Raw genomic sequence first — 16,885 nt, forward strand, 5'->3', positions numbered from 1 at the left:
ATGATCCTTCGCAGAAATGAACCGCTGTTGTTCGCCTCGCACCTCGCCGGCTCCGTCGAGGAGCAGATCGCAGCGCCGCGCCCCGCGAACACCGCGCGGCCGAGCCAGGCGGCGCAAATTGGCCACGCCGAACTGATCGGCTTCATGGACCCGGCCTACAACGCCGAAGTCGGCGCCGATCTGTTGCGGCTGGCGGCGGACGACTCGATTGATGCGATCGTTCTATGGGTCGATTCCGGCGGCGGCTATTACGAGGGCACGCCGGAGCTCGCCGAGCGATTGCGTCGCGCCACTCAAATGAAGCCGGTTCATGCGGTCATCGTCGGCTACTGCTGCAGCGGGTGCCTCTGGGCTATCACGCATGCCACATCGATCACGGCGACGCCATCGGCGACGATCGGCAGCATAGGCGCCTACATCGCCGTCCTGGACGCCAGCGAGAATTTCAAGCGAGACGGGCTCCGGGTCATTCGGATCGCGACTGGCGCTCTCAAAGGGCATCCGATCGATGGCGCTGAGGTGCCGGACGAGTTCGTCGCCATGCTGCAAAATCGGTGCGACATCATCACAGCCAAGTTCACGATTGCACTGAAGGCGGGCCGCAAGCTGGGCGAGAAAAAGGTCGCTCAGTTGGCGACCGGCGAAATTTGGTTTGCGGACCAGGCCAAGCATTTGGGGCTGATCGATCGCGTCGCCATGCCGGAAGATGCGCTCGACGAGATTCGCCGCGGCCTTGCGCCGCCGCCTGCGGCGCCGCGCGACGAGCTGCATACGGACCTGCGAGGGTACGCGGCCGAAGTGAAGATGAACGAGCTCGCGGCGGAGCGGTTCGGCCGCGAGTGTTTCGACGACCTGGGACCGTTCGAGGCGGCGGAGCTGCAACGCGAATTTCCGACACTGGCGAAAGCATACGCCGAATCACTGGACGATTGACTCTAATTTCGGAGAGGTTAATTATGGGGACGACAGTAAAAGCCAGGCCCACAGCCCAGCGCCACGGTGCGACGCTACTGCAGGAGGAACTCGACCGCGAAAACGATCGCCGGGCACTCATGCTCGCCGCGTTCGAACGGCGAAAGGACCAGCTGATCGCTGAGGTGCCTGACCTCGAGCGCGCGCCGCTGTACCTGACGTCGAAGGATGTTGCGGTTTTCGAAGAGTTCGGACTGAAACGCGCCGACGAAATTGCGACGGCACTGCAGATTCACGCAGGAATCGCCGAGGCCCGCGCGCTCGTCGGTGACCCAGCGGTCATCGAAGCTGCCCGCGCTGAATTGGCCGCCGCGGTTCGAAATGAGCAGACGTTGCGGGCCGAAGCGGAAGATCTTGACGGCGACGCCGAGGACGAGCCGGCGCTGGCGATGCAGATCAAGTCGCTGCAACGGCGGTTAGGCCAACTGACCGCCGCGAGAGTCGACGCCGAGAACAAAGTCAGGCGGTTCGAAAGTCGTCGCGATTGGTTGCGGACGCAGGCGCCGCCCGCGATGCGCCTCGACATCACCAAAGAAATTACGCGCCGGCAACTCATCGATCCGGTTTGGCAGCGCCTTCGCGAGGTCGAATTGCAAATTCACGGATTCGAGAAGTTGCTGGAGATCGCTCGCGACTCACGGTCAGATGACAATCCGGTCTTTTGCAACCACGCCCGGGTTCACTGTGCCGACGCGTTTCGAAGCAACTACGGTTCGCCACGCGTCGATCTGGGCCTATTTAGTAAACATCTGGACCAGCTGCGCGGGGAGCTGCTGCCGGCGCTGAAGGCCGAGCAAGCTGATCTGCAGGCGAAATGGCAGGCCACTGTCGCGGAGATCGAAGCCGGCCTAGACCACTGGATCGCGACCGGGGAGGTCTTACGCGCGTAACGAAAGTCGCAGCGGCGGCCGCAAGATTCGCTCCTGTTTGACTTGCGGGCGTCGATGCGGCGTAGCCGGTCAGCTGCTGGGGACTGCAGCTGGCCGGCACATTTTGAATCATCCCGAGAACCCTTTTAAGGAGACGTGTCATGCCACAGGCAACGCCTGCGAGCGTCGGTTCCTCGCCCGAAGCGAAGCGTGAATTTTTCCACGCCGAAGCTCTGGCCTACCAGAAGTCGCACAACTGCCGCTGGAGCGAAGCGACGCTCGCCATCAAAAAGCGATACGCAGAGGCTCGCGAGGCGTTTGGCGCGCCGAAGGGCTAGAGCGGCCCTGTCGACGTCGGCGATTGTGCTTTCAGTATAGCGACTACCATGTCTTAAATAGGAGTTACGATCATGCAATACAGCCTCTCCACGGAGATCAACGCTGTGGCTGACGCCGCCTACCCGCCGCACACGCGGGTCAAGTGGTCGGCCACGGCCGGCAAGGTGACCGTCGCCGGCAACGAAGCCTGCATCGGCACGCTGAAAAACCGAACTTACCGGGACGGCAGCGAGTGCGTCGTCCTCGACATTCGCGGGCCGGGGTCGCGGATCTTCATCGCCAATGGCGCTATCGCTGCGGGCGACGACTTCACCAGCGCCGCGAGCGGTCGCGTCGTGACCGGCACCGCGGGCAACGAGGACTACGGCAAGGCCCTCAGCGCGGCCAGCGCCGCTGGTGGCCTGTTCGAGGGTACGCCGCGAGTCTAGCCGCGTGGACGATTGCCGCTCGATCGCGTCGGGCGCCGAGGGGAAGTGGGGCAGCCTGGGGCGCCCCACCCCCCCCCGGGGGGATTGGGGGTCCTTTCGAGAGCCCCCCCGGGGGGGCACTGGCAAGTGCGATCGGCTCGTTTTTTCACACGGGACGGAGGATTGGGGGTGTGGGCCGCCCCTCCCCCGCTTAGTAAAGGGCGATCGAGGTCGAAATGAATAAGAAGCCGGTGAAGGCCGAGGTAGCGCAGGTTCGAAAGAGCCTGTTGCAGCGTCTCACGCAAGCCGAGGCGGCCTGGATGCTGGGGGTGACGACGTCTTGGCTTCGGGACCATGCGGAGCTCGACGGACGAAACGTCGATGACTCCTACAACGCAGCGAAGCTTGTCGCCTCCGTGCGCCAGAAGTTTCAGCCGGCGGAGCTGAGCGACTCCGACCTGGAGCCATCGTTGCAGCTCGTCGACGAAATTAGCATGTGCCTTTCATTTCCACGAACGGCCGCTGAATTACTCGCACGGATCAGCGAGCGACATGGCCCCGCCGGGCTGGCTGCCGTGGGCGAGAGGCTGCTCGTCGCGTTGCAGGAAGCGACGTCGTTTACAACGGGGTTTGAAGATCCCGACGAGCCAACGGCGGAGGAGCTTCGGGAGGAATGCGAGCGTCGCATCCGCGACCTGGATCAGTGGCAGGCCCGCCGCCAAGGTCGCGTGGCGCTCGTCTGCCGATCGTGCCGCAGTTATCGCTGGGGCCGCAAGTGGCTCGCCATCGAATCGCTTCCCGCCGACTTCGCGATGGACGCCGTGCACTGCCCCGCGTGCTGCGCGGAGCAGGAGAAGCAAGAGCGGAAACGAAAAAGATAGACGCGACGGCTACACGCGAGCCAGTAGCCTCTACACGCCGTAGTTTCGGCAGAGGTGGCTAGCTCGCTGTTGCCCACGGCGCGAAGAGCGGGCGGCGAGATCTTTGACAACTCGGTTTACTTCGTCTCGTCGGCGGGAGCGGCCGGCGGGACGTCGTCGCCAAGTAGCCGGCGGAAGTCGTCGCGAAGATCTTCGAACAGGCGTTTCGACTTGCCAACCATATTTTCTGCTACGTCTTGCCAAGCTTTGAAATAGCGATGTTCGTCTCTGCGCTCAGTATCGACCTGCTGTCGGAACGCGACAAAGTTCAAGTGTGTCTCCCTGAGATACTCGTGGACCTTGTCCGCTGTCGAGGCGGGTATGTAAATCTCCTTCGGATAAAAGGTCGCAGTGACTCTTTTGAAGGCATCTATCGTTGCTTCCCTAAGCCGCGGCCAATCAGCTGGATCGACGGTGGCGACGGCATAGTCGCCGAACGCACCACGCAAGCCCCGCAGGCCGGCGTACACGTCGGCGATGGCTTGTGCTCTGTCGGCGTGCAATCGACTGAATCGCGTCTCGTTCCGAAAGGCGTCGACCCGAAGATCAGACCGGAGCCGCTCTAGTTCGATCTCGTGCTTGATCCGCATTTCCGCGAGGTGACGGTCGAAAACATTCTGTTGCGCAGCAATTTTCTCGTTGAAGTCGTGGTCAAGGGATCGCTTGAGGTGATTGAGAAACCAGTCACGGAAGAAATACGCGACAAACGCGATGACCGCGAGGCAAATACTGGAGCCGATGATTGCGTCGATAAATACTCTCATGCTGCCCAATTTGCCCCTCGCCGCCGCCAATTGCAAGACGCCGAGCGGAAGCGACCGCCGCACGCCCCGCGTCGCGAGCGCTCGTCGCTCGCCGTGACCATTGGGCCGCGTTTTTCGGGAGGCTGCGAGGCGGGCTGCTAGCGGCTAGAGCTCAATCATCGACCAGAGGGGCCAAAAAATGAGTGAAGATGGTCACCGGGGGCCGCCGCCGTCGTGGGAACCCACCCCCGAGGAGATCGCCGCAGAGTGCGAATTGATCAGAGCGAGCTGGTCGCCCGCCGAGCGGCGCCGGCGCTGCGCCTGGGCCATCACGGGCCGCGTGACGGTCACTGAGGTGCACGCCGACGAGCGCGAGGGCTTGCTCGGGTTGACGCCAGCCAGCGTTGTGAGACATTAAGGGGGTCAGCAGTTCGCTGGCCGGCCGTGAGAAGCCGATTGAGGACAATTCGATGATCGCAACATCAGACCGTAGGCCCGGTAGTGTGGGCGCGTGTAGTAGCTACGATCCGCGAAGGCGGGGAGCGAAGACACGCGCGGGTGACTCAATCACCTTCTCAACCGCATTACCGGGCCTACGGTCTTTTCTAGCGCCGTCGGATTGTCAGAAGCGTCCCAGCCACAGGGGCGCTTGCCCCGCTGGGGCGACTTCTTTTCCGGGCAATCGCGCCGGCGCCATGGGGGATTCCAATGGTGACCAACGCTACGCGCTACTTTTGGCAGAAGGCGGTGACGTGCAACGCCCGCCAAATGCTGCACCTCGCCGAGGCGTCGCTTGAACGCGGCTCGACGATCGAAGCCGGCTGCCGCCTACGCGAGGCCGTGCGGGTGTGGTTGGAAGCCGAGTGCCAGTACGGCCAGTGCGCGCCGAAGAGCTGCGGCAAACGCTCGACGCGGCCCTCGCCGCGGACGCTGGCGTTTGCACTCAGAAACGCCGGTCACTGCTCGCGAGAGAAAGTTGACGACATCATCGACATTCTGCGGATCGGGAATGACGCGGCCCACCTGGTCGCCGTCCGGCCGGAGCTCGTGCTGGCGGCGATTTCACTGCTGCACGCGTACTTAGACAGATCCCCTTATCTGATCGAATCGACGAAGGGGGGGCGGTCATGAATAACATCTTCGAATTCGCCGAGCAGTACATCGCGGCGCGTGACCTTAGCGACCTTTACGCCATGCGGCTCACTTTGGCGGCTGATCGGTTGGCGACCTTCGCTCGAAGCGATTTACTGGAAGATTGCTTTACCGAGATCAGCGTCAATCGGTTCCTTTCATCGCACCCGCCGGAGACGTCACCCCGCACGGTGCGAAGCTACCGCAGCGACGTGCTGGCCCTGTGGAACGCGGCCGCTGACCTGGATCTCGTGCCGTACCCCGTAGCGCGGCGCATTAAGCGGCCGAAGTGCCCGGCGCTGGTGATCGACTGCTTCAGCGTAGAAGAGGTTCGGCTAATCGTCGCCCAGGCCGAGCGCTGCCACCCCTACACGATGTCGAATGGCATCAACCGCCGCCAGTATTGGCCGGCGGCGATTCGGCTCGCGTGGGACACGGGGCTACGCCGCGGCGACGTGTGGAAGTTCCGCAAGAGTTGGATTCGCCCCGACGGCTCTGCTCGCATTGTGCAAAACAAGACGGGGCAGGCGCTGACGGTGCGTCTTCACCCGAGCACGATCGAAGCGTTGAACGCGATCCCGTTCGACTTGGCAACGAAGTGGCCCTCATCGGACGCGAACGGTTCGCGGTTCTCGAAGCAGTTCAAAGACATCTGCCGATCGGCGGGGGTGTTCCGAGGAACCTTCAAATGGCTGAGACGCGGCAGCGGCAGCTACGTCGAGGCGGTTCAGCCGGGCGCGGGCGGCAAGCACTTGGGGCACAGTTCGCCGCAAGTGTTCGGCCAGCATTACGACGCGCGGCTGACGAGTGCCGCGGCGCCGATGCCTCCCGCGCTCGACGATGGCGCGTCGGATCGGCCGGCGAGCGAGTTCAACCCCGACGAGTTTGCGTTTCTGTAGCGATACCCCGTCGCGGGCGGGCGGCGGGGTTGATGGTTTGCCGGGCGGGAGGGGGCGACAAACTGCCCAGAGAGTCACCCCCTCAACCACCGCCCGGCGCACGGCAGTGCAGTGTAATTCGGGCGACGGCAAACGCGAGCGAGTTGAGAAAAAGGTAGTGCGCCAGTGCAAAACCTTAAACGCAGTCCCCGGCAGGCGGCGGTAGCGCAAATGGAGGCCACGCCGGTCGGGTGTACTGCCCAACGATCCTGACCGGCGTGGCGTTCCGCCTGAATCAGCCGGCGCCGCAAGAACGGACGCCGACCAACAATAAGCCCAGGGGGGGGGAATGGGCGGCGGAATGGTCGCAGACGATGCGAATGGCGTCAACACGAATCGGAGTGGTAGCCAAACCCGTGACGAAACGGTCGCCGATCACCCCTCTGCAGGGAGGGGTGGCGAGAAGTTTCAGAGCGGGGCTTTCCCTTTCCAGGTTCCAGAATCTGGAACCTCAACCCTCAACTGGCGGCGTCGCCAGTTCAACCCTTGGAGGACGGATGGCAAGTTTATCAACAGGCAAAGACGGCAAGCGGAAGGGCTTGCATCGCGTGCTGCTGACTGACGCGAACGGGAAGCGGCGGATCGTCCGGCGACTGAGTTCAACCTCGACGAGTTTGCGTTTCTGTAGACGTCGCTGAATCACTGCGGCATGTTCGCGTTGCTCAGGTTCAAATTTTCCCCATCTCGCCGCAGGGAGGCGGCGGGTCGGATCAAATTTCTCAAGGTAGGAAACAAATGGCATCGATCGGTACCGACAAGCGGGGCAACCGCTACATCCAATTTGAAGATCGCAACCGCCAGCGCCGCACGCTGCGACTTGGCAAAATCTCCCAACGGAACGCCGAGGCGGCGCGCCTGCGCGTCGAAAAGCTCGTTGCAGCGCAGATGCTCGACGCCGCGCCTGATCAAGAGACGACCCGCTGGTTGGCGGAGATCGGCGACAAGATCTCCGGAAAGCTCGCCAAGCTTGGCCTCATCGAAACGCGGAAGAGCATGCTGCTCGGCGAGTTCATCAAAGAGTTCAAGCGGGAGCGGGCAGGCCTGAAGCTCAGCACTCGCAAAGCGTGGGGAGCGCCGCACAAGTCACTGTTGGCCTTCTTCGGCGAGCGGACGCCGCTGCGGTCGATCAGCGAGGGCCAGGCGAAGGCGTGGCGGCGTTCGATCGCTCCGCGGCTCGCCGAGAACACGGTGCGGAAGTGGACTGCAATCGCGAAGACCCTCTTCGGCGCCGCCGTCGAGCACCGCCTCATCGACCGCAGCCCGTTCTCTAAATTGAAGTCGGGCATGGTCGAGAACAAAGCTCGCATGCACTTCGTCGACGCCGAGACGAGCCGCCTGGTTCTCGACGCCTGCCCCGACGTCGAATGGAAGCTGATCTTCGCCCTAGCCCGCTGGGGCGGCCTACGGTGCCCCAGCGAGATGCGGGAGCTCAAATGGTCGGACATCCTCTGGGACCGCGACCGCTTCATCGTGCTGAGCCCCAAGACTGAGCATCAGGGCAAACCCATGCGGATCGTGCCGATCTTCCCCGAGCTGCTGCCGATCTTCCGCGAAGCATTCGAAGCTGCGGCAGAAGGGGCAATCTACGTCGTCCCGAGAACTCGCAACAGTTCGGTCAATCTCCGCACGCAGTTCAAGCGGATCGTCGAACGGGCCGGCGTGGCGCCTTGGCCGAAGCTCTTCCAGAACCTTCGCAGCACGCGGGAGACGGAGCTCGCCAATCACTACCCGATTCACGTCGCCTGCGAGTGGATCGGTAATAGCCGGCCGGTCGCGATGAAGCATTATCTCCAGGCCACGGAGGACCATTTCACGACGGCCGCGGGCGACAAAAGCGCTGCAAATGCGCTGCAGCGACTTGCGGTAAGCGATAGCAAGGCGATGCACAGGCAACAAAAAACCCCGGGGAATCAGCATTTCCCGGGGAAAAGGCAAGGTGCCAGTGGGCGCGCCAAGACTCGAACTTGGGACCTCAGCCTTATCAGGGCTGCGCTCTAACCAACTGAGCTACGCGCCCGCACGATAGAAGCCCCCGGCTGCGCACCTTGGGGCGTTGGCAGTCCCCAGCGAGCGGGCGGCGATGCAAGCAAGTCCCATATTCTAGGTCGTCGCCGTTCCCTGTCAAAGGGGGCGACTGCCGGTGATTGCACGCTGTCGTTTGGTGCTCCGATCCCTCATTTCCTAGCGAAATCGGCCAAAATCGGCTAGCAGCGCCGGCAATCGGTCTGGCCTCGCACGCCCAATCGCCACTATAAAACCCCCATAAGTCCGCGGGCGGCCTGTTCCGCGGCGGCGCTACTGTTCCCGACCCGAAGGATTCCAGGCATGCCCTCCCGTACCCTTGGCCGTTCGTCGTTGCTTGCCGCTGGCCTGCTGTCACTCGCCTCGACGGTGCAAGCAGCCGCTCCCACCGCCGAAGACGCCCTGAAGCTGGCGCCGGTGCAACCGGGGATTGAGTACGACATCCCCCCCGCCGCCGACGCAAAGAATTGCAAAATCAACCCCGAGAAGATCGGTAAGGTCACCGCCTGGGTCGTCCGCGATCCGAACGGCGTGATCCTGCGCCAGTTCTCCGACTCCAACGGCGACAACGTCGTCGACACCTGGAGCTACTACAAGAACGGCCTCGAGGTCTACCGCGACGGCGACTTGAACTTCAATGGCAAGGCGGACCAATATCGCTGGTTCCACACCGGCGGCGCGCGCTGGGGCATCGACAAAAACGAAGACGGCAAGCTCGATGCGTGGAAGCAGATTTCGCCGGAGGAGGCGTCTGAAGAAGTGATCGCCGCTCTGCGGACGAAGGACGCGACGCGCTTCGCCCGGCTGCTGCTGACCGCGGATGACGTGAACAAGCTTGGCCTGTCGAAGGAACTGAACGACAAGCTGACGGCGCGGATCGCCGAGGCGCCCAAGACATTCGCCAAGCTTGCTGGCGAGGGAAAAATCGACGCGAAGGCCGAGTTTGCGGACTTCGGCGGCCTCCGCCCCGGCAGCGTGCCGGCCGGCACGCGCGGCAGCACGAAGGACCTCACCGTCTACGAAGACGTCTGGGCGATGGTGCTCGCGGGCGAACAGCCGCAACAGGTGCAGATTGGCAGCATGGTCAACGTCGACGGCTCCTGGAAGCTGATCGACGGCCCCGCGCTCGGCGGCGGCAATGCGGCGTTGGCCGGCTTCTTCTACGACTCCGCCGGCGCGCAACCGCAGCCGCAACCGGGGCAAGAGCAGCTGGCCGGCAACGAGCCGACCGAAGAGATGCAGAAGCTGATCGAAGCGATCCAGAAGGTCGATGACGAGCTTGCGTCAGCAGCGGAAGACAAGAAACCCGCGCTCAACACGCAACGCGCCGACCTGCTGGAACAACTCGCCGGCATCGCGAAGGAGCCCGCGGAGCGCGAGCAGTGGCTGCAGCAAATGTCCGACATGATCAGCTTCGCCGTGCAAGACGGCAGCTATCCCGACGGGATCGAACGGCTCGAAAAGCTCGAAGCGAAGCTGGCCGAAGAGAAGGCGAGCGACGACCTGCGGACGCACGTCGAGTTCCGCCGCATGCAAGCCGCGTGGGGCAAGGCGATCGCCGAACCGAAGGCCGACTACGCCAAGATTCAGGAAGCATGGCTCAAGCAGCTCGAAGAGTTCGTCGACAAGCACAAGACCGGCGACCACGTCGCCGAGGCGCTGTTACAGCTGTCGATGGCGAGCGAATTCAACAGCGACAATGAAGCGGCCGAGAAGTGGTACCGCCGTCTGGTGACCGACTTCGCCAAGAGCCCCAACGCCGCCAAGGCGCAGGGCGCCATCCAGCGGCTCACGTCGACGGGCAAGAAGATTCCGCTCAAAGGAACGGCGCTGCAGGGCGGGGAAGTCGACCTCGCGCAATACGGCGGCAAAGTCGTGCTGATCCACTACTGGTCGTCCTCCTCGCCCACGGCGAAGACGGACGCGGAGACGATTGCCGACCTCTTCAAGAAGTACGGCGGCGCCAAGTTCGACGTGATCGGCGTGAACCTCGATTACTCGAAGGATGAAGTGACGAAGTTCCTCGCCGAAAACCAGAACGTTCGTTGGAAGCAGTTGTTCGAGCCGGGCGGCTTCGAGAGCCGACTGGCCAACGAGATGGGGATCATCACGCTGCCGATGACGATTCTCGTGGACGACAAGGGCGACGTCGTCAACACGAATCTCCAGATCACCGAACTGGAAGATGAGATCAAAAAGCTGATGGAGTCGCGCGTCGCCAATGCCGCGCCGGCGAAATGAGCTCGGAGAGACCGCAACGGATCGAGTCAAAGCCACCAGCCCTGCTGGTGGCTTTGACGATTGGCTGAACCGCGCCGCGCGATAGCGGTTGCATGTTCCCCGCAATTGTAAAAGCTTCACTCGAGGTCCGAAAAAAGCTCGGAAAAACTCGCTTCCTCACGATTGGCATGCCGATCGCATTCGACGCTTCCCACCGCGAGTCGGCGTCATGTCGTCTCGCCCGTTTGACCCGCCGCACCTACTGCGCAAGATGCGCCGTTGCGACGTCCCCCGCCCGCTCCCCGCGACAAGGAACGAGAAGGATCTCGGCCCCACCATGGATTACGCTAGCTCGCTGCAAGTTGGATGGATTGCCATCCATCTGTTCGGATTGATCGTCGCCTGCCTCGTCCGCTTTTACGCCGACACGGCCGCCGAGGGCCCGCTGCAAGGCGCCTTCCTGCTTGGCCTGGCCGGCGTCGCGGTCGCGACGCTGGCTGGCGAACAATTCGCCTGGTCGCTCTGGACGATTTCCGGCGCTACGCTGGCCGCGATGATCGTCGTGGCGGTAGCCGATTTCCGCTGCCAGCAGCACGATCCCGCCTAAACGGAGCAAATAACGAATGCTGAGGCCCCCATGACGAGTGGGGGACGCTCGCTCCACATTCGTCACTCGTCATTCGGTTTGCGTCATTCGTCATTAATGGCGCCGGCCGCGCCCACTCTGCCGACCCCTCTTCCGCCTCTTCGCGGCGGCATTTTCCGATTCATCCGCAAAATCGGAAAAAGACTCCCTTTCGGCGCCCTCTCCTGCCGAAACTTGTATCCAGACGGAGCCTCGCGCCGTGGGGAAAGCGCCCACAACTGCGCGGCGTCGCGATGCGCCCCGTCACCGAACTGCTCGGCGGTTCGGCTAGTCCACAGTGCCCCAACGCCTCTCAAATCAGAGGCGCCAATGCACTCGCTTGTTCCAAGCCATACGAGACAAAGGCTGGCGAACGCGAACCCATGAGGGGAACGCTTGCTCGCTAGCAAAAAGACTATCCCAGGAGGGGGACCATGCGAAAAGTGATTCTTGGCCTCGCGATCGCCACGCTGGCGTGGGGCCCTGCGAGCCGCGTCTCGGCCGAATCGGCCGGCGACCGCGCCATCGCTCAGCAAATTGCCCAGAACATGAAAGAGAGCGGGCATCTCAAGGACTACCGCGTCGGCGTCAAGTATCAGAACGGCGTCGCGTGGCTGATGGGCACCGTCACCAGCGCCGAGCAGAAGGAGATCGCCGAACAGATCGCTCGCGAAAGCGAAGGGGTCGAACGCGTGATCTGCAAGCTCGACGTGAAGGGGGGCCAACCGAACGAGGCGGTTCGTCCTGCCAGCAGCCTCCAACAGCCACCTCAGTACCAAGCTCAGAACAACGTTCCGCAGATGCGTCGCGTCGCTCAGCCTAACGCCGGCAATGCTGGCGCGCCGCTGCCGTACGCTCGCACGATGGGTCCGAACGTCCAGACGGCCGGCTACTGCCCTCCCGGCGCCGAGATGGGCATGGGCCCAGGCGGACCAGGCGGGATGGGCATGGGCGGCCCGATGGGAGCTGGCCCCGTGCCGGCTGCCGCTGGCCAAGCGGTGAACTACGAGAATCCACAGATGCCAGGGTACGCGTGGCCTAGCTACGCCGCTCACCCGAACTATGCGGCCGTCACCTATCCGAAGCAATACTCGGCTTCGGCTTGGCCGTACATCGGTCCGTTCTATCCCTATCCGCAAGTGCCGCTCGGGTGGCGCAAGGTGACGCTGGAATGGGACGACGGCTGGTGGTTCCTCGACTTCAAAGACTGCAAGGACTGCCACTAATCGTCCACGTCGTTTGATGACTTGCATGGAAAGCCTCCGCCCCTGTCGACCGAGCTCGGTCGACAGGGGTTTTTAGTTTTGAGTCGCGAGTTGCGAGCAGGAAGCCTGTCACCCCGAGGTACTCCGAGGGGTCCGCAAGATTCCTCGCTCCGCTCGGAATGACAGCACCTCCCCTTCTCGCAACTCGCAACTCGCGACTCGCGACTGCGCTGCTAGCAACTCGCAACTGGCTGCTCGCAACTTTTTGTCGATTCAATCCGAATATCCCGCAAGTTTTACCCAGAATCACTCGATATCACTCTCTGAAGAGACCGCAGAGGTCAGTGGGCCGCGGTCGATCGCCTTGGCTTCGTTCGCAGCGAACGAACCAAGTCCTTGTCGAACCACTCATCGAAGGGTTAGCAGGATGCGTCGTAACATCGCCCCAACCGCGTTGCTGATCGCCATGGCCCTGGTGTCTCTGGGGAGCACTGGCTGCACCACGCTGGGCCCCAGCCTTGGCTGGATGGCGACTCCCATCCCGATCACGGCGTATCAGCAGAAGAAGCACGAAGACCAGTTCTGGAACCACGAGCGGTATGATCGCGCCCCGATCTTGGGCCCGATCACTTCGGGCGCCGAAGTCGTCGCGCTCGATCCGCCGAGCGACGACGAAGTGATGCGTGCCATGGAAAAGGCTCGGCCTGTCCAGGGCGGCGTGCCGCTCTTGTTCGAGCGGAACCGCAACAACGTTCGCATCGTCAAAGAGAAGATCGCCGACTACATCGATCCGCCGCGCGTCTATCCGCTGATCGGCCCCGCGCAGCAGCATCACGCACACTACAAGTGCACGGTCTACTACGAGGATGTCCGCCGCGTCGGCTGGCCAGTGCCGCACACCCTCCGCGACGAAGACGCTCGCGAAGTAATTTACGTCGACCACAACCATCTGCACATGGTCGGCAACGTCGACACCGGGGCCGGCAGTCCTTACGGACCGTAGTCGATCTCGAACGTCTTGAGATTCATCATCGCAGTAGCCTCGACCAAAGTGGTCGAGGCTATTGTGCGTCAGGCAGGAAAAGCTCATGCATCGCTTGCAGAGATGGCCGAGATTCGTTCGACGACCTGCGCTGCCGGCGAGCGTCGGCACTCTTGCCGTGCTCATGACGCGCTTGGCGAGCGCCCAGGAACCGCTAGAAGCGGCTCCCGCCGCTCCGGCGAACATTCCTACGACGAGCCTCTGGCAAGTGTTGATTGCCGGCGGGCCGCTGGTGATTCCGATCGTGGTCTGCTCGTTCGTCCTGCTGCTGGTGGTGTTCGAACGGACGATGGCGCTGCGGCGCAGCCGGATCATTCCCAAGTTGTTCGTCGAGCGCTTCCTGCTGCAGATCAGCGAAGGCGCCGTCGATCGCCACGGCGCGTTGGAGTTGTGCGAAGAAAACTCAAGCATGGTGGCCGACGTCTTCGCCGCCGCGCTGCGTAAGTGGGGCAAGCCTGCCGTTGAAGTCGAGCAGGCGATCCTGGACGAGGGCGAGCGCGCCGCCAGTTCGATGCGCCGATACCTGCGCGCGATCAACGGCATCTCAACCGTCTGTCCGCTGTTCGGACTGCTGGGCACCGTGTGGGGAATGATTGAAGCATTCAACGAGATCGCCGGCAGTTCGGCCATGGGGCGACCTGAGCTCCTGGCCGGCGGCATCGGCACGGCGCTGATGTCAACCGCGGCGGGACTCTGCGTCGCGATTCCGGCGCTCATCTTGTACCTCTACTTCGTGGGTCGGGTCGATGCGTTGGTGATGGAGATCGATCGCCAGGGCCAAGACCTGGTTCATTTGATCTCCGCCGAAGGACTCGAAGATCGCCGCAATCGCCCGCCGCGCCCGGCGAAAGCGAAGAAGGCTGCGTAAGCATCGCCAGAAAATACTTTTCAACACAGAGATCACAGAGGACACAGAGAAAGTTCTTTAGCAAGAGTTGACCGAACTGTCTTTCACTGTGCTCTCTGTGTCCTCTGTGTTGAATGCATTCATGCCCCTCAAGACTCAACAAGACGAGCTGCCGGCGCTCAACCTGACGCCGATGATCGACGTCGTTTTCTTGTTGATCGTCTTCTTCATGTGCGCCTCGAAGTTCAGCGACGCCCAGCGCGACATCGACCTCCGACTGCCGGAAGTCGCCAAGGCCGACGTCGCTAGCGCCGCGCCGAAGTCGCGCAGCGTCGCCGTTTACGCCGGCGGGCGGATCGCGCTCGATCGCGAGGACGTGACGCTGGCGCAACTCACGACGAAGCTCGCCGCCGCCAAGGCCGAGCAGCCGGCCACCAGCGTCGTCATCCTCGGCGACGCCGGCTGCGAGTTCCAGCATGTGGCCGACGCCCTGGCCGCGTGCAAGGAAGCAGGGATCAATCAACTCTCGGTCAGCGTGCGAATCGCGCAAGGCGCGACCAACGGAAGGCGGTGAGCGATGCCCGCCGACCTCGCACCATGCCTGGCCTCGTTGCTGAACCTGCCGACCTTCTGGGTCGTCGTGTGGGTCGGTCTGCTGGCGGCGACGATCGCGATCGTCTGGCTGTTGCGGACGCGGCTTCGCGAAATCAAGTCGTGGCAGAAGTGCGCGATCCTTTCGCTGTGGGTTCATGTGCTGCTCGCTTGCCTGACGGCGGCGGTGCGCATCGTTACCGGGAGCGCCGACGGCGGGCCGGGATACGGGCCTCCCATTCAGGTGGCGCTGCTGCCAAGCGAACTGGAGGCGATCGCCACGTCGGACCAGACGGCGCCGACGCCCTTCGAGCAGGCGGCGCTCGATGCCGAAGCCTTCGAGGCTGAACCAGAGGGTGAGTCCGCGGCTGACGCGGCGAAAGCCAACAAAGAGGAGACGCCGGCCGAGCCGCTCGAAGCGCCGCCGCTTTTGGCGAAGACGGAGCCAACCCCCACGGAGAGTGAACCGGCCCAACCATCTCCACTTGGTGAAGGCGAGGATGACGTTGTCGTCGCGCCGACAGAGCCGGCCGACGAGCCGCCGCCGCCAAACACGACGCCAAACGCGACGCCAGCCGACGAAGTCGCGAAGCCTCTGATCGCCGCGACGCCAGCAGTGGCGGCCGCCGGCGAGACTGTCGTTGTTGACAGCGAAACCTCCGCGCCGAGTCTGGTTCGCGACGCGGGTTCGCCGGTGAGCTTGCCCGCCCGGCCGCAATTGCCGGCGCCGTACGCGGCGCGGTTCGCCGCCAATCGCGCGGAACTGGTCGCCGCGGGCGGCGGGAATACGCAAACGGAGGGGGCGGTCCGCGCCGCGCTCAACTGGCTCGCTGCCGCGCAGTCGAAAGACGGGCGCTGGGATGCGAAGCGGCACGGCGCCGGCCGCGAGTACTACGTGCTGGGGCAAGATCGCCAGGGCGCCGGCGCTCGGGCAGACACAGGCGTGAGCGGCTTGGCACTGCTCGCGTTCATCGGCGCGGGACATACGCATCGCGAAGGGCTCTATCAACCCAACGTCGGCAGCGGCATCGAGTTCCTGCGCCGTACGCAGCAAAGCGACGGCAACCTTGGCGGCGACGCGGGATTGTTCGCCCACATGTACTGTCATTCGATGGCCTCCTTTGCGGTGAGCGAGACAATGGCAATGACGGGCGACCAGCGGCTCGCGCCGCTGGTGCGCGGCGCGGCGCGCTACACGATCGCCGCCCAGCACCCGACCGACGGCGGCTGGCGCTACCGACCGGGCGACACCGGCGATACGAGCCAACTCGGCTGGCAGTTGATGGTCCTGCGCAGCGCCGAGCGCTGCGAGGTCGCCGTGCCGGCAGTGATCTGGACGCGGGTCGATCGGTTCTTGCGGCAGGTCGAGCGGGGCCAGTCGGGCGGCCTCGCGGTCTATCGCCCCGAAGAGGCGCGACCGACGCGAACCATGACGGCCGAGGCGCTCTACTGTCGGCAACTGGTGACTGGCCGCGCGGACGGCGAGCTTACGCCCGCCGCGTTGCGCGAAGCAATTGACTCGCTGCTGGCCGAGCCCCCGTCGACGGCGCAGGTGAACTTGTATTACTGGTACTATGCGACGCTCGCGCTCCACCGAGCTCAGCATGTCACCCCGGAAGCGGGCGACGCGTGGCGACGCTGGAACGATTCGCTGACGCGTACGCTGCTGGCCATGCAGAACAAGGATGGCTCGTGGCCGGAGACGTGCATCTGGTCGGGTTACGGGGGCCGCGTCTTCACGACGGCGCTCGGGGCGTTGTGTCTGGAGGTGTATTACCGCTACGTGCCGCCGGAGGAGCAGGCGAGTCCGACCGACGTGGCGACGCAACCCGACTGGCAGGCCATGCCGCCGCGCTGAGTAACCAATGACCAAGCCTCAATGACCAATGGATTCGTCTCCACGCCCTACTTGGTCATTGGGACTCGGTCATTGCGACTTCTCCACCAGTTACTTTTCCGCAACCCCGCGGCGGCAAGGTTGTTCAATTGTGCCGGTTTTCGGACTGGAATCGTC

The 16,885-nt window shown here is 63.5% G+C and carries 18 protein-coding genes, 1 tRNA gene and 1 pseudogene; 16 read left to right on the forward strand and 4 right to left on the reverse strand.

The genetic code is table 11. The features are described from left to right. The 5 genes from I41_RS23855 to I41_RS23870 all read left to right on the forward strand — a co-directional run bounded on the left by I41_RS23855 (window position 1) and on the right by I41_RS23870 (window position 3,468). Window positions 1–933, forward strand: coding sequence for a S49 family peptidase (locus I41_RS23855; protein ID WP_168207121.1), 933 nt, complete (start codon window positions 1–3; stop codon window positions 931–933). Window positions 934–956: 23 nt separating this feature from the next. Continuing rightward, window positions 957–1,862, forward strand: coding sequence for a hypothetical protein (locus I41_RS23860; protein ID WP_145435535.1), 906 nt, complete (start codon window positions 957–959; stop codon window positions 1,860–1,862). Between the two features lie 140 nt (window positions 1,863–2,002). Beyond that, window positions 2,003–2,179, forward strand: a complete 177-nt coding sequence (locus tag I41_RS27580; RefSeq protein ID WP_168207122.1) for a hypothetical protein — start codon at window positions 2,003–2,005, stop codon at window positions 2,177–2,179. A 72-nt stretch (window positions 2,180–2,251) separates the two neighbouring features. Then, window positions 2,252–2,608 (forward strand): hypothetical protein, encoded by a 357-nt coding sequence (locus I41_RS23865; protein WP_145435536.1) that lies wholly within the window; start codon window positions 2,252–2,254, stop codon window positions 2,606–2,608. 215 nt (window positions 2,609–2,823) lie between these two features. Continuing rightward, complete coding sequence (locus I41_RS23870; protein WP_145435537.1) at window positions 2,824–3,468, forward strand: hypothetical protein; 645 nt, start codon at window positions 2,824–2,826, stop codon at window positions 3,466–3,468. 116 nt (window positions 3,469–3,584) lie between these two features. Here I41_RS23870 and I41_RS23875 read toward each other — a convergent pair whose 3' ends face one another. Next, a complete protein-coding gene (locus tag I41_RS23875; protein ID WP_145435538.1) occupies window positions 3,585–4,271 on the reverse strand; it encodes a hypothetical protein in 687 nt (228 codons plus the stop codon). A 178-nt stretch (window positions 4,272–4,449) separates the two neighbouring features. On the opposite strand from I41_RS23875, the gene I41_RS27585 reads away from it, so the two are divergent. From I41_RS27585 to I41_RS23885, 3 genes are all read left to right on the forward strand, one after another. Continuing rightward, window positions 4,450–4,668, forward strand: coding sequence for a hypothetical protein (locus I41_RS27585; protein WP_168207123.1), 219 nt, complete (start codon window positions 4,450–4,452; stop codon window positions 4,666–4,668). 293 nt (window positions 4,669–4,961) lie between these two features. Then, window positions 4,962–5,381, forward strand: coding sequence for a hypothetical protein (locus tag I41_RS23880; protein ID WP_145435539.1), 420 nt, complete (start codon window positions 4,962–4,964; stop codon window positions 5,379–5,381). After that, on the forward strand, window positions 5,378–6,280 hold the full coding sequence (locus I41_RS23885) for a tyrosine-type recombinase/integrase (protein WP_145435540.1): 903 nt from the start codon (window positions 5,378–5,380) through the stop codon (window positions 6,278–6,280). Before I41_RS23880 ends, I41_RS23885 begins: the two co-directional genes overlap by 4 nt. A gap of 678 nt (window positions 6,281–6,958) precedes the next feature. Here the strand turns inward: I41_RS23885 and I41_RS28180 are convergent. Both I41_RS28180 and I41_RS28185 read right to left on the reverse strand, forming a co-directional pair. Then, on the reverse strand, window positions 6,959–7,228 hold the full coding sequence (locus I41_RS28180) for a hypothetical protein (RefSeq protein WP_246133740.1): 270 nt from the start codon (window positions 7,226–7,228) through the stop codon (window positions 6,959–6,961). Beyond that, a complete protein-coding gene (locus tag I41_RS28185; RefSeq protein WP_246133741.1) occupies window positions 7,225–7,626 on the reverse strand; it encodes a hypothetical protein in 402 nt (133 codons plus the stop codon). Before I41_RS28185 ends, I41_RS28180 begins: the two co-directional genes overlap by 4 nt. Here I41_RS28185 and I41_RS28730 point away from each other — a divergent pair. Continuing rightward, window positions 7,625–8,110 (forward strand): annotated as a pseudogene (locus I41_RS28730) (site-specific integrase); the annotation flags it as partial. The gene I41_RS28185 and the pseudogene I41_RS28730 overlap by 2 nt on opposite strands. Before the next feature lie 152 nt (window positions 8,111–8,262). On the opposite strand, the gene I41_RS23895 reads toward I41_RS28730, so the two are convergent. Then, window positions 8,263–8,336: transfer RNA gene (locus I41_RS23895), tRNA-Ile, on the reverse strand. Window positions 8,337–8,644: 308 nt separating this feature from the next. Between I41_RS23895 and I41_RS23900 the strand changes: the two genes are divergently transcribed. The 7 genes from I41_RS23900 (at window position 8,645) to I41_RS23930 (ending at window position 16,729) form a co-directional block, all read left to right on the forward strand. Next, the gene (locus I41_RS23900) at window positions 8,645–10,582 is read left to right on the forward strand and encodes a TlpA disulfide reductase family protein (RefSeq protein WP_145435541.1); all 1,938 of its coding nucleotides are present in this window, start codon (window positions 8,645–8,647) and stop codon (window positions 10,580–10,582) included. A gap of 208 nt (window positions 10,583–10,790) precedes the next feature. Continuing rightward, complete coding sequence (locus I41_RS23905; RefSeq protein ID WP_145435542.1) at window positions 10,791–11,168, forward strand: hypothetical protein; 378 nt, start codon at window positions 10,791–10,793, stop codon at window positions 11,166–11,168. 452 nt (window positions 11,169–11,620) lie between these two features. Then, window positions 11,621–12,412 (forward strand): BON domain-containing protein, encoded by a 792-nt coding sequence (locus tag I41_RS23910; protein ID WP_145435543.1) that lies wholly within the window; start codon window positions 11,621–11,623, stop codon window positions 12,410–12,412. A gap of 406 nt (window positions 12,413–12,818) precedes the next feature. Continuing rightward, a complete protein-coding gene (locus tag I41_RS23915) occupies window positions 12,819–13,394 on the forward strand; it encodes a hypothetical protein (RefSeq protein WP_145435544.1) in 576 nt (191 codons plus the stop codon). An 85-nt stretch (window positions 13,395–13,479) separates the two neighbouring features. Beyond that, window positions 13,480–14,301, forward strand: coding sequence for a MotA/TolQ/ExbB proton channel family protein (locus I41_RS23920; protein ID WP_145435545.1), 822 nt, complete (start codon window positions 13,480–13,482; stop codon window positions 14,299–14,301). A gap of 121 nt (window positions 14,302–14,422) precedes the next feature. Beyond that, the gene (locus tag I41_RS23925) at window positions 14,423–14,854 is read left to right on the forward strand and encodes an ExbD/TolR family protein (protein WP_145435546.1); all 432 of its coding nucleotides are present in this window, start codon (window positions 14,423–14,425) and stop codon (window positions 14,852–14,854) included. 3 nt (window positions 14,855–14,857) lie between these two features. After that, window positions 14,858–16,729 carry a prenyltransferase/squalene oxidase repeat-containing protein gene (locus I41_RS23930; protein WP_145435547.1) on the forward strand — a complete coding sequence of 624 codons (1,872 nt, stop codon included), beginning with the start codon at window positions 14,858–14,860 and terminating at the stop codon, window positions 16,727–16,729. The last annotated feature ends 156 nt before the right edge of the window (window positions 16,730–16,885 follow it).

The sequence above is a fragment of the Lacipirellula limnantheis genome (assembly GCF_007746075.1).
In the GTDB taxonomy this organism is placed as follows: domain Bacteria; phylum Planctomycetota; class Planctomycetia; order Pirellulales; family Lacipirellulaceae; genus Lacipirellula; species Lacipirellula limnantheis.